The organism is Allorhodopirellula heiligendammensis (assembly GCF_007860105.1).
Classification (GTDB): domain Bacteria; phylum Planctomycetota; class Planctomycetia; order Pirellulales; family Pirellulaceae; genus Rhodopirellula; species Rhodopirellula heiligendammensis.
The window spans coordinates 22,229-34,905 of record NZ_SJPU01000005.1 but is presented as its reverse complement, the minus strand read 5'-3'; the positions used below and the strand labels follow the sequence as shown (position 1 = coordinate 34,905).

Here is a 12,677-nt window from a genome sequence, read left to right as displayed (position 1 = left end):
TTCGTTATCTGATTTCGATGCGTTCGTTATTGCTGATCGCCGTTTCCAGCTGCGTCCTCATTGCCTTGAGGAACTGCTCGACATCGTCCATATCTTCTATGTAAGTTTTGCTGACCAGTGCTTTGGGATGGATCACCCGTGGCGGTTTGAACTTGGGGATGTCATCCTCGCTGTCACCGCCAGCCTGCTCTTTCTCAGCAACCTGCGTTGCTTTCGCGGCCTCTCGCTGAGCGACGAACTGGCCGATCTTCGAGATTGCTGAATCCTTCAGGCTGATCGCGTCGGCTTCGGCCTGGGTGATGTGCGCCAGGCTGTTTTGCCCGGTCACTTGGGTCTTGAGCGACTCGAGAGGCCTGAGACAGGATGAGGATAGGGTCGAGTCACCGCTGACGGCTTCGAGTTCCTGCTGGATCGCCCCGATTTGAGCATCAATCTGTTGGAGCGATCGCGATCGTTGCTCGGCGATCAGTTTGTCGTTGACCTTCTCAATGGTGCTGACCAGCGGGTCGACCTCGTGGACCATGCCGTATGGATTGGCAGCTTTGCGGATTGCTTGGATGCGATCCAGCGCCCGCCGGGCTTCGTCGTCTTGCCGAAGCTGGCTTTGGTTGAGGCTGAACCGCTGTTCGGCTTTAAGGAGTTTCTCCCACGTTGGCTTCTGGCTCTCGTAGAAGTGCTCCAAGTCATGGAAGTCGTCGGAAAGTTCAAGCAGGCTGCTCTTGGTCTCGTTGAACCGTTCCAGAAACTTGTTGCTTTCTTCTACCGCCAGCAGTGGCTTGATGGTCGCTAGGCAGTCATTGATAGTCTGCTCACCGGGATAGTCGCCGCTGGAGGCGAACTCGGCGTAGCGTTTCAGGCTGGCCTGCTGCTCCGAGAGTTTGCTTCGAAGGAAATCGAAGAGGCCTTCTTCGGTTTCCGGGCCCATCTGATGAAACACCTCCTTGCCGATTTCCCGGGCCTTCTTCACGTCTTCGACTTTGGCGGTCACTTTCTGGACGATTGTGATCTTTCGCCAGTTCTTGGATTCCGACAGTGCCGAATAGAGATCGTCATGCTTGATCGCGTCACCGCCCCGCATGAACAGAATTTCTCCGCTCGCATAGAGTCGGGTCAGCAGCAAGGCGGTTTCCTGCTCTGGCCAGCCATACGGCCGATCTGAAAATCGCCCGAAGCACGTGTCGTACAGAATGATCTCGCGATCCCTTTTGGACGCTAGGTTGAGATAGCTCCGAACCTCATCGAGGGCTTGCGGGTTGTTCTCGGGCAACGCCATTTGCAACGCTTGCTGAGTGGTGTCGTCACTCTTCAGGATCGCGTGGATTTCTTTGTTGGGGTTGTCGTTGAGGTGCTTGAGGTAGCTGAGTTTGGTGAAGGTGTTCTCCACCAGGTATTCCAGTGCCTCTTCCATCGCCGTGATGGGGGCGTTGGCATTGATTTCCAGCTTTTCGCCGGCGACGAAGTAGCTCGCGTCCACGAGCATGTCACTGAGCATGTTGGCCAGCAACGTGCGTCGCTGCTGGTTCTCGGTCGCCAAATCCTTGTGGATGCGACGGGTCGTCGGTGGAGAGGTGCTGTCGTCTTTGGTGCGGATGTATTTCTCGGTCCGCAGATACGTCCTAAGCTCCCGGCCCAGTGCTTTTTCGTCGTCGAGCCGCACGATCGCTTGGCCTTCGTCGGCACTGCTGTTGAGGATGCACTTTTGGTCGCTACTTTGTTCGAAGTCGTCGTCCAGGGGACTGATCAGTGAGAGCGTCATCGCTCCCTCGGTATTCCTGCCGACGGGATGATGGTCGCAGACGCGGTTGAACGGGATGTCCTTCTTGGTGGCGGCGTAGCGGTGCTTCCGTTGGTCCTTGAGGATATCTTGAAAGATGATGTCGCCGAGCAGTTTTGCCTCATCGGCACTCGAGGTGATTTCCTTCTTGATCTCCTGGTTGATATCTCGTTCTTCGTTGGTCAGAAAGTAATACAGATCGCCGCTGCGGTTGACCAGTGAGTCTCGCTCCAACCGGGTCAAGCTTTCTTCGATCTTTCGCTTCAGGGCCAGTCGGTCAGCATCGATTTCGTCCAGGCACAGTGTGACCAGATTGTCAACGTTGCCTTTCATCTCATCGACGTAGCGAATTAGGAACAAGACCTGTAGGACGTGGATATCGAACGGCTCGAGGCTGTCATTCTCCTTCGCGTGATCGATCGTGCGTTTGACCGTCGTGTCAAGGAAACTCTCAATGGACGGATAGAACATGTAGACGGGTACCAAGACACCAACGTTCTGGTCGGCAACCGTGTTTGCAGCATGCTGAAACGCGTCGAGCAGGGACCGTTCGCCCTGCGCGAGGTGCAATCCGGTCGCCCCGGCTTTGCGAATCGACTCGAAGATTCGTTGCAGCAGCTTGAATTGGTAGGGGGCGAATGGATAGGTCTGGACAAAGTCATCCGCCTCTTTGAACTGCTTGTAGGTCGTACCTACTTCACGGAACGAAAGTTGGTTTTTGAGGATGTCACCCTTTTCGGTGTAGAGCTGGACCAAGTTCGGAACCACCGAGTCGTACTTGCGTAACAGACGCTCTTGGATGACTTCATCGACGTTGGCGCTGGACAAGGACAGGCGTGTCTTGAATCGCCCCTGAATTTTCGAGAAATCGTTTTCCTTGCTGGTCGTCATCTCGCCCAGAACGGCATCGATGTCTTCCTGGGATGTGACCACGACCCAAGCGCGTCCTTGGCAAACCGTGCCCAGTTGTTCGGTGATGGTCTGCAGGTTCAGCATCAATGCCGTATCCGATCCAATGAACTGCCCGACTTCATCCACCAAGAAGATGACGCGGTGCTTGGGGCCTCGTTTGTCGAGGTACTCTCTGGTCCATTTGGAGAAGTTCTCGATCGTCAGGCTGAAGTTGTTTTCACCGGTGTCGACCCACCTCGCGCATGATTCTTCGCTTTGTCCAAGTGTCTTGGATAACGCTTCGATAACCTCGTCGCGATTGAACTCGTAGGCGTCCCGCTCGTCCTTCCACTGTGTGTCCGTCAGTTCGTGGTAGGTTTCCTGGAACTCTTCGAACTTGCCCTTCTCGTCCAGATAACGCTCCATGTGGGCGATGTGAGCGTGATCAGGACTGTAGCCAAGTTTCTCGTTCAATACCTTCAGGAACACTGCCAGGATCGCGTCGCGACCGCTGCTGCTATCTGCCTTGCTGTCGATGTTGAAGAGAATGACATCGGTGTCCGACGTGACGGCGCGTTTGATGTCACCCAAAATTGTGGCGTCAGCGATCTTGTCATCGAAGAAGTCCACCGCCCGCTTAGTTTGCCCTTGGTGGGCGTGTTCTTCGTTGTCTAGCAGGTGTGATAGCACCTTGATGAAGTGCGACTTTCCGGATCCAAAGAAGCCGGAGACCCACACGCCAATCTTGCCCGAGATGTTCGGGTCATTGGGGGAATCAATCGACTCGCAATAGGTCTCGAAGAACTTGCGTAGGTGACGGTCGAGTTCCTGCGTGACGACGAACTCGTCGAGTTCTTGCCAAACGGATTCGTCGTCCATTTGGTCGGCTTTGACGACGCCATTGATGGGGCGATCGATATTTCGCTTGAAGAGCTCAGCAATCTTCGTCTTTTTCATGGTGTCACTCAGAGTCGTGGCTGATCGGTGTTGAATTGTCAGGATGATGTGCAACGCGTGATTTCAGGCGTTGCGTCAATCAATCAACCGGAAGGCTCGGTAATATCGGGCTTTGCGTTTGCGGTCGGTCGACGATGAATCAAAGGCCAAGCTGGCCTTGCCAAACAACTTGAGCGTGATCTTGTCGTACACGCCGGGATAGAACATCACGAGAGGCGTCAGCCCCATGTGTCGATGAAGGTTGTTCAACAGCTCGTGGGTGCGAATGATCGGGTACGACGAACCGACACCGGAGACCAGCACCAGGCCGGGCTCTCCAGTCATGACCTCGTTGTAGAAATGGTCCGCCAGTTTTTCGGCGCTGGCGATGGACTTGATCGACTTGACGGCCTTGGCGCTGCCCAGCGTGCGTTCTTTCTCCAGTGACTTCTCGAAATACCCACGCCCCTTGATGTAGTCAATCAGGAAGTCGTAGAGGTTGACGTGGACGACCTTCAGATCGGGTGCCTGCTTGGGCAGCTTGTTGTCCAGGAACGCCAGGTGCTCCCTGATCCGCAATTCGTCTTCTGCCGGGTAGTCGAAGACGTAAAACGGGATCTCGTTGCCGATCCCTTGGCCGCCCAGGAAATCAGACGAGGTGATCTTCGGCAGGATCGCATTGAGCCGCTCGGTTAATCGATCACTCATGGAGCCACCTGGATGCAACGCAGAACGCTGCCCTCGTCATTGTTAGTCAGGTAACGCACGACCTCGTCGGCGATATGGACGGTCTGAAGCCGCAGCGATTTGGTGCTGTCGATGTATCCGGCCTGTTGCAGAATTTGAAATACCGAGGACCGCAGCCTCTTGATTGTCGATTCGCTCCAATCGGGTAGTTCGGCGTCACGGTTCTGGCAGTCGGCGATAAAGTCGTCCCAAAGCTGGTAGGTGAGCTTGTCGGCGAAGATGCGGTACTGCTCTTTGACGACCAGTTCGAGAAAGTCGGCCAGCAACTCGCTGTGCTTGACCGCTGCGGCAAGACAGGCGTGGGTGGCAGCTGTGGAATTGCCGTCCCTGACGAGTTTCCAAAGGTCGGGTGTCATCGTCTCCAGTCGATTGCGAATCATCCGCGACAGCCGACGAGCCGTGGCCGGTGATCGAGCTTGCAACAGATTGTCACGGCCCATCGCAGACTTCCAGGCAGCATCATCGGCCTGCTTCAACAGCAAGTCGGCAATGACTCGGCTCTCGGCAACTTTCAGGGAGCCAGCAGTGATGTCTGCTCGATAACGCAATGGGGCCTCGCAAATCACTTTTCAGCGTGCTTTTTTCGGTCGTCTGGGTGTCGGGTCATAAGGTTCCTGCACTTGCCTCAACAAGGCATCCAGGTCCTCCCGCTTGAACAATCGGTAGCCATTCATGGGATGACGATGAATGACGATCTTCCCGTCGCGTTCCCAGTTCCTGAGGGTATTTGGGGACACGCCCAGATACTCCGCGGCCTCGGATATACGCAGGTATTCACTGAGCTTGGTCACTTGACGATGTCCTGGATCGGTCCGATGTTTACACAGCTTTGCGCAACCTTACCAAACTTCATGGGCGGGGGGTATCAGCCCGGTAAAGACTTTTTGCGGGCAGAAAGGAAGTGGAATTGCCTATGGAAAGTTGACAGTGGACCGGTCTTAACAGGAAGGTAAATAGTGCATTCTGACGATCAGAATGCATCAGCTAAAAGTTGCTCTTCATTGCGTCGCACGAAGTAAACGGCCAGTTCGACCGCTCCTGTCTTGGCGAAGTAGCCTGCTTGCCGTCGTAATTTTTCGTGGAAGTCCCGAAACTCTGGGTTCGTGCGAACCTCGCTGAACTTGACCACCGCTTCATGGGTCGGCTGAGCATACCGATGGTTCATGCTCAGAATCCCACACTCCCTCACCGCCCAATTCTGCCGAGACTGGATGGATGCCGATGGGGGCCGGTCCTTATGGTTCCCCCAAGCAAGCTTCCATCGTTGCCGTGGATAAGCTTGGTAATAACAGGGAACCGGTGGTTCTTCGTCCTCCCATTGATCGAATTGTTCGTTAGTAACCGCCTGACAGACCATCTCCACCGCTCACGCACGTCCTTTCCTCCTGCCACCGTGATTAAAAGAGTGTCGTGGGCCAGATTTTTTCGGTTGGTCTGATGCAGATTTCTTCCGAGAAGCCGGTTTCCGTCGTGATGTGTGTTTCTTTGTAGGCCCATTTCCACGACTACGCTGGCCATCAGGCTTGCTTCCAAGGGAAGGGTCAGGCAAAGAAGTTCATAAAGAACCTTTGCCGTCGAAAAGACGAAGATCGAGGCCCGTCGCAACGGCTACTCAGTGATCGAGAAGACACTCGCAGATGGTAGCGTCAAACTATCCCTGAGCATGGGGAGCTACTCGTCGTGGATCTACCAGGAACGTTGTTGTGAGAGATTTGCACGATCGATTGAATTCAATTCGACGCCGCGACGCCAAGTTGAATGGCTCGGCTAAGTCGTTCATTGGTCCTCGCCATCACGGGTGATTCGCAATGGAGAATCGGTAAGCAACGCAGCATGAGCTTCATGACATGTCAGTAGGATGACCTGCTTTTGTTCGGCAAAATCTCGGAGGACATCCGCCGTTTTTCTCTGTCGATCTGCGTCGAGATCCACCATTGGGTCATCTAGAATTAAGAAGCCATCCAGATCTTCAAGAAAGTGAGCAGCCATTGAGAGCCGGATGGAAAATCCCATGCTCGCCTTGGTACCCATCGATAACAGTTCATGCGGAATCACTATGCCCGACGAGCGGGTCACTCCTCCGCCGTCGAAGCTGAGGTCCGTGTATTGGTCGCTTGTGACCTGCTGAATCGTCTGTGACAGACGTTGCATCCATGGATCAAGAGTTCCGGAATCCAGTCGATCCTTCATCTTCTCGAACACCTCTTTCAGCCGCACCAGAGATTCGAACCGCCGCTTTTCCAGTGAATAGTTCGACTCTGCCTCTGTAATAAAGTCCGTTAGCTCCTTGGTGGTGTGATCGGGTTCCGTGGCATTCAGCGTGGATTGCTGATTTCTGGCATTTGGCAGTTCTTCTTCTTTGATTTCCGTCAAGCGAATGCGTCTTAGGTTGAATTCCACCTCCAAGACTTCAGCATTTTCAATGCCTTCCGGAAGTGGCGGCAGCTTTTTCAGATCCTGTTCGCAATCCTGCTTTTGCTTCCGAGCGTCAAGAAGGCGATCCAACACCGCGTCTTGATTCTCGAATTCTTCTTCCCAGATCTTGATGTCGGCACGCTTCGCCTCACCGTCGGCTTGTTGCTGGTTATGTTTCTCCCGGTTGGTCAGAATGGCGTTGTTGATCTCCTCAGTCTTACGTTCGGGAGCAGAAACGTCGTCACCACAGGAACTTGCAAGTTCCGCCAGCGTCTGTCCGCTCAGAATGGTTTCCAACGCGGTTTCGGCACGCTCCAGATTCGTCTTCGCAATCGAATAATCAGTTTCCCGTTTCTTCGCGTCATCCGCGGACGCAACACCAACGGTTGAAAGCAGCTCGCTTATGCTGACCTGTGCCGACTCATGTTTGTCCTTAATGGCAGAAAACCGACCGTCCCCAGACTCCACCTCGAACTTAAACTCATCGGTCGTCAGGGTAACAATGCCGTCTGCCTCCGTATGCAGCGGCTGGGCTCTGGTCACCATCTCTTCGCGAGAATCCTTCAGACCCGCCTTAATACTCACTTTGGTATCTGATTCAGGAACAAACCTAACCTGGAGTTTGCCAGCTGCCATGGACGCCGCGTGGCGATCTCTATCGGCGATTGCCGCCTTTAGATCATGAAACAACTGAGTAGAAAGACCTTTGAACGCAGCGAAGTTTTTCTTCTCTTCCCCGAGCTTCTCCTCGGCTTGTTTCGCTAACTTCAGCTTCTCGCGTTTGCTTGCAGATTCCTGGTACGCCTGTGCCTGACTCAGCTCTTTTCGCAGACCGCCATGTTCATCCTCCGATGTCGTGAGGGATTTCTCCAGTCGGCTTAGCTCAGATTCGTGCAGGGGCCATTTCGATTGGATTTCCCTAAGACGTTTCTCGTTCGTCTTCGCCGATTCCAGTTTCAACTCAAGCCCCTGACGCTCCTTCAAGGCGTTAACGATTGGTTCGTACTTGTTTACATAGCTCTGCAGTTTATCTCGCTCGCAAATCAGTTCCGAAACCTGCTGATTGATGGCATCGAGATTTCGTTCGTGAGCCTCAACCACCGAAAGCTCATTTCTTAGCCGCTCGTGCTCGTACCAAGCATCTAACAAGGTTCCAACTCCCCGCTTCCACGGATTCTCTATTCCTTTTTCCTTGCCTTTATCTTTCTCTGGTCGCTCTGCCGCCGAATCCCATCGCGAACTCACCGCATTGAGCTGGTCATTAATTGCACGTTCGAGTTTCTCGATAGAGACCCCGTCTGTATCAAATGCAGAACTCCTGAGAATTTGAGCCAGGTCAGAGGTTTCCTCACCATCCGTGTCGAAGTCTTTCAGTGTTGAAGAGATGGCTGATTGAGATGCGACCAATATGTTCTGCCAAGTGCCGCGTTTTAATCGCAGCAGACTGGCAACTTGTTGATCCACATCATCAGCACTGCGGACGACCTGCCCAGATGGAAGCGTGAGCTCGCAACGACGTTCTCCTCCCCACGATTTTGTGATCCGATACGACGCACCGCCGACCAGGCACTCCAGCGAAACACCAAACGTATCCCCGCCTCCTCGTGGAACGTATCGTTCCAGGCTATTTTCCCAGTGGCGTTTCTTGTAAGTGGTCGATTCGAACAAAGCACACAAAATACCATTGACCATCGTGCTTTTTCCAGCTTCATTCGGGCCGAGCACGACGTTCATTCCTGAGACAAATTCGTAGGTTCGGTCGGCAAGTCCCGCGAACGGATGGAGTCGAACTTTTTGCAACTGCATCAGCGGGCCTCCCTGACGAGGTCATATGCCATCTGCAGAGCAAACTGATCGCTCTCGTCATGGGCAAGTTCACTTAGCAACTGATGAGGAAACGATCCCTCGGTAAACTCCGCATCGAGGTCTTCTTGGCGAACCACCCGAAGCACCTCATCCGCATTGAATTCTAGGTAGGAGACTAATTCGCCCAGCTCAGATTCGAGCGTTTTGAGTTGTTCCAATGCCTCGTTGTCCAGTCGTCCCTGAAGCTTCAATTTGACTAGATGATCACCCTCTGACAGTTCTTCAAACTCCTTCTTCAATTGGGCCAGCTTGAGCTCGGAATCGGTTCCGGTCTTGTGCATGACATGGAACCGAAAACGGCCTGTTCGTACGGAGCGGTACTCACAGGTCCCGTCTTCACCAACGTCGATCACTAGCGCGTGCCCCGCATGGCGACAGTCGAATCCATCAGGCTCTGGCGTCGAGGGATAGAACACACGTGCATCGCTTCCCTCATCACGATCGGGGAACCGAATGTGTGTATGTCCCAACAGCCAGACATCAACATCCATCTTGGACAGTTCAGTCTGCTGCATCGGATAGTAGTCGCCATTGAAGTCCGGAGAGAGACCGGCAAGGCTGCCGTGAGCAACGCCAATCTTGAGCTTACTTTCCGGCAGATCGGCCGTCACTTCCTTTATCCAGCCGACGGCGTTTTCCTTCGAGTGCTTCGCGGTGCAGACACCGGGCAGCAACACCACCGGCATTCCGAAGGGCTCGAGATCATACGGAACGCAACGGTCAAGAATCAGATGCCCTTCGCCCAGGCTATCTTTGAAATCAGGCCAGATTGGATCGTCAGCCTCGGATTTATAGTCGTGATTTCCCGGTAGAACCGCGACCAGGCCATCGAAACGCCGCAACGCTTCAGCCGTTTGCCTAATCACCTTCTTCGAGACGCGTAAATGGTCGAACAAGTCGCCTGCGATTACAAACAATTGGCAGCGCTCCTGATTCGCTAGATCAGCCATTTTCGCCACGACAGCGACACGTTCGTCCACAAGAGACCCCTGCAACGACTCGGGATAGCCACGTGTAAATTTGAGTCCGACGTGCACGTCGGCAGTATGGAAAATTCGAACCACTATTGCGATCTCTTTGGTGTGTCAGTCAATAAATGTTAATGCGCGTGATAGTAATTCATCGCTTAAGAAACGGTAATCGCGCTTTCCTGCAGGATGTCGTCCTCGACTAGCGACGGGACATTCTTCATACGACTCCAGAACCTGATCTTCCCACAGTTTGTAGTCCCCAACTTCATTGCTCGACTCGCTTATTTCCTTTCCGCAACGCGTTGACTTGAAAGTGCGAGCAGCCTACGATTTCGGCATCAACCCGGCAAGCAGGGGGGGCAAGAAAAAACCGTGATGAACTTCGGCGAAACGGTTCGGCAACCACGCCATGCTTAGCAGTTGACGCTTCGTGATTTGGCGGTCCGTGTGGGCGTTGGATTTACCTTCATCGCGAAAATCGAGAACCACAAACTCGAAGAAGGTCATGGGCCTTCGGAGAAGTTGATCCACAAACTAGCCGTTGAGCTCGATGCCAACGAGGACGAGCTTCTCCTACTCGCCGAAATAGTTCCGGAACCAATACGCAAACGAGTCTACGAACGACCAGCGGAGTTCCGCCGCCTTGCAAACTTGATGATCGCACGCTCTGGAAGCTGTTAGAATTGATAGATGACTAATCATCGCCACTTTCGGAATCCATTACCTAGCTTCGGAAATCGCCAATCATGAGACAGTCGCCTATCAAGCTGACAACTGACAACGCATTGCCTTTGGTTTGTCCAACAGACCTGCTGTCTATCGACTACCCGCTGAATCAGAGCTATCAAGGATCGTTTATTGGACATGATCCGACACATGGCAACTTCGAGCTAACAGAGCCGTTTCCATTGATTCGTTTTAAGAATCGTGAATACAAGTTGGTGCGAGTCCATATCCACAAGAAATCGGAACACTTTGTCGACACGGACCATCCCAGTGATTACGAGATACATTTTGTCCATGTGCCGGTCGCCGGAACGCTAGACGATCCAAAAGTGGTGCTTGGAATACTGTACCGAGAATCAGAAACGGGGCCGTCGCAAAGGGGGCTGAATGAGTTCATCAAGGGACTTCCGACTAGGGTGCAACTGAGAGAGTTTTCGCAGTCCACGCAGCACGCCACGCATCCCATCACTCCGAGTAAATTCTTTCCGCTATTGCCTGATGGGACCACGCCAGATCTGCAGAACTGGTTTCATTACGAGGGATCGCTAACGAGTTTTCCCTTTTCAGAAGACGTGAGTTGGTTCGTGATGCAGAACGAAGCATTGGTCTTGTCTTCCGAGACAGATGACTTAGAGCAGTACGCTGAACAAGATCCTCGTGACCTTCAACCGCTGAAAAGCAGGATTGTTGTACGCAGCTTTTCTTGAAGTTGGCATAGCATGAAAATCCTCTTCCTCCACGGCTGGCACAGCGTAGTCGGCGGCGTCAAACCAGCCTTCCTGAGAGACGCTGGCCACAATGTCATCACCCCCACACTCGACGATGACGATTTCGATCTCGCAGTTGGCACTGCCCAAGCGGAGTACGACCAGTATCAACCCGATGTGGTTATTGGCTCCAGTCGTGGTGGTGCAGTCGCCGCGAACATCAAGAGCGGAGACACACCGTTGGTCCTACTTTGCCCAGCGTTTAAAAATTGGGGCACGGCAACAACCGTGAAGCCTAATACGGCGATCTTCCATTCACGCCACGACGATGTGATTCCGTTTGTTGACTCAGTGGAACTTGTTAGCAACAGCGGTCTATCACCGGACACGCTCATTGAAATCGGGAACGATCATCGACTCGCTGATCCAGAGTCGCTTCAGTTGATGCTGAATGCTTGCGAGGAATTGGGTTGGACGGAGAGCGAACGAAAACTTTTGCGGGGTGAATGGAGAGGACTTTGCTACACCGCTGCCAAGCGATGGGTGGCGGACGCAAAGAAACCAGATTGGCAGCTCGTTCACGGCACGGTTTTCAGCGGAGCGATGGAAAGGAGAATTGAACACGCTTGGTGTGAACGTCATGACATGGTGGTTGATCTGACGATGCCTGTCGGTTCCCGAGTCTTCAGCAGAGCGACCTTCTACGATACCATTCAACCAAATGTCACTAGCAGTTACTCACCCGACGATGCGTTGTTTCTGTCCATCAGAACAAGACATGACGGTCCTTGGAGTGAAGCCGAGCGGCAAGGATATGCAAAAGTGAAGAACCTAGTCCAAGAACGCCACGTTCCGCATTGCTCGTGATTCGTTTTCCGTGTTCATCACGACTTGATGCCAGCCTTGAAGCGTGATCGTAGCATGGTCGGGATGACGAACTCGTCCTTTGACGTAGACGCCAGGATTTCGTCGCATTGTTCGCCATCCCCAGTTCTTTGCATTGCCATTGCTGGACAAAATACTTCGGTACTGGGTGTCCGTGACACCGTTGGGGTGACGTTTGCAAACGTAAACAGTTTCGCCACCGCTTCGGTAGCAGAACTCTAGCCAGTGCGGCTTGCCTCCGTTGCCTCGACTCAGTGGTTCATTTCGCAGAACCAATGATTCATCGACGAACGTCGTGGCAGATGGCAGGAAGAACCATTCGCCCTGGCGAATGAAAGCTGCATTCTTGCGACTATTTCGGGACTTGCCAGACATCCGCTTACTTGCGACCGCACTGCGTACTTCCTTCGGTTGCAATGCTTCCTTGGCCTGACGCACGGTTCCAACGGGAGCGGACTCGGGAATACCGGCGACGAACCAGTGTCGCTCATCGTGCCCGCAAAGATACTTGTTCTTCGCGCCATCCTCTCGAACAAGCAAAAGCAAGTGTCGATCCGAAGGCTGAACGTCAAGGACTTCAATCTCGGGATCTGCACCAGCCTGGGGCATGATCTCGAAGAATTCGCCTTGTCGGTCCGAGCCAATATCGAGTGTTAACAGTGATGAGCTTGCTCGCCTTCGTTGCCGAGGAGGATCAACGACCTTGAGGCGGGCTCCCATTCGTTGGAACTTCTTATTGAGTAATTGTGCATCCATGGC

The 12,677-nt window shown here is 53.4% G+C and carries 11 protein-coding genes; 2 read left to right on the top strand and 9 right to left on the bottom strand.

All coding sequences use genetic code 11. The annotated features are described in order from the left end of the window. Positions 1–4 precede the first annotated feature (4 nt). The 8 genes from brxC to Poly21_RS27945 form a co-directional block, all read right to left on the bottom strand. Positions 5–3,622, bottom strand: a complete 3,618-nt coding sequence (gene brxC / locus Poly21_RS24630) for a BREX system P-loop protein BrxC (RefSeq protein WP_146409744.1) — start codon at positions 3,620–3,622, stop codon at positions 5–7. Positions 3,623–3,697: 75 nt separating this feature from the next. Then, the gene (locus Poly21_RS24625) at positions 3,698–4,309 is read right to left on the bottom strand and encodes a DUF1788 domain-containing protein (RefSeq protein ID WP_146409743.1); all 612 of its coding nucleotides are present in this window, start codon (positions 4,307–4,309) and stop codon (positions 3,698–3,700) included. Continuing rightward, positions 4,306–4,896, bottom strand: coding sequence for a DUF1819 family protein (locus tag Poly21_RS24620; RefSeq protein ID WP_146409742.1), 591 nt, complete (start codon positions 4,894–4,896; stop codon positions 4,306–4,308). The genes Poly21_RS24625 and Poly21_RS24620 overlap by 4 nt, the downstream gene beginning before the upstream one ends. Before the next feature lie 21 nt (positions 4,897–4,917). After that, the gene (locus Poly21_RS24615) at positions 4,918–5,139 is read right to left on the bottom strand and encodes a MerR family transcriptional regulator (RefSeq protein ID WP_146409741.1); all 222 of its coding nucleotides are present in this window, start codon (positions 5,137–5,139) and stop codon (positions 4,918–4,920) included. 179 nt (positions 5,140–5,318) lie between these two features. After that, on the bottom strand, positions 5,319–5,513 hold the full coding sequence (locus tag Poly21_RS24610; protein ID WP_146409740.1) for a hypothetical protein: 195 nt from the start codon (positions 5,511–5,513) through the stop codon (positions 5,319–5,321). Positions 5,514–6,124: 611 nt separating this feature from the next. After that, on the bottom strand, positions 6,125–8,569 hold the full coding sequence (locus tag Poly21_RS24605; RefSeq protein WP_146409739.1) for an ATP-binding protein: 2,445 nt from the start codon (positions 8,567–8,569) through the stop codon (positions 6,125–6,127). Further along, complete coding sequence (locus tag Poly21_RS24600) at positions 8,569–9,693, bottom strand: metallophosphoesterase family protein (protein ID WP_302120530.1); 1,125 nt, start codon at positions 9,691–9,693, stop codon at positions 8,569–8,571. The genes Poly21_RS24605 and Poly21_RS24600 overlap by 1 nt, the downstream gene beginning before the upstream one ends. A 231-nt stretch (positions 9,694–9,924) precedes the next feature. Then, positions 9,925–10,107: a hypothetical protein gene (locus tag Poly21_RS27945; RefSeq protein ID WP_302120528.1), complete on the bottom strand. Its 183-nt coding sequence runs from the start codon at positions 10,105–10,107 to the stop codon at positions 9,925–9,927. Between the two features lie 239 nt (positions 10,108–10,346). Between Poly21_RS27945 and Poly21_RS24590 the strand changes: the two genes are divergently transcribed. Both Poly21_RS24590 and Poly21_RS27940 read left to right on the top strand, forming a co-directional pair. After that, positions 10,347–11,033, top strand: a complete 687-nt coding sequence (locus tag Poly21_RS24590; protein WP_146409736.1) for a carbonic anhydrase family protein — start codon at positions 10,347–10,349, stop codon at positions 11,031–11,033. Positions 11,034–11,045: 12 nt separating this feature from the next. Then, a complete protein-coding gene (locus tag Poly21_RS27940; RefSeq protein ID WP_302120526.1) occupies positions 11,046–11,900 on the top strand; it encodes an alpha/beta fold hydrolase in 855 nt (284 codons plus the stop codon). Here the strand turns inward: Poly21_RS27940 and Poly21_RS24580 are convergent. Continuing rightward, positions 11,865–12,674 carry a hypothetical protein gene (locus Poly21_RS24580; protein ID WP_146409735.1) on the bottom strand — a complete coding sequence of 270 codons (810 nt, stop codon included), beginning with the start codon at positions 12,672–12,674 and terminating at the stop codon, positions 11,865–11,867. The two genes, Poly21_RS27940 and Poly21_RS24580, sit on opposite strands and share 36 nt — an antisense overlap. Positions 12,675–12,677: the final 3 nt, after the last annotated feature.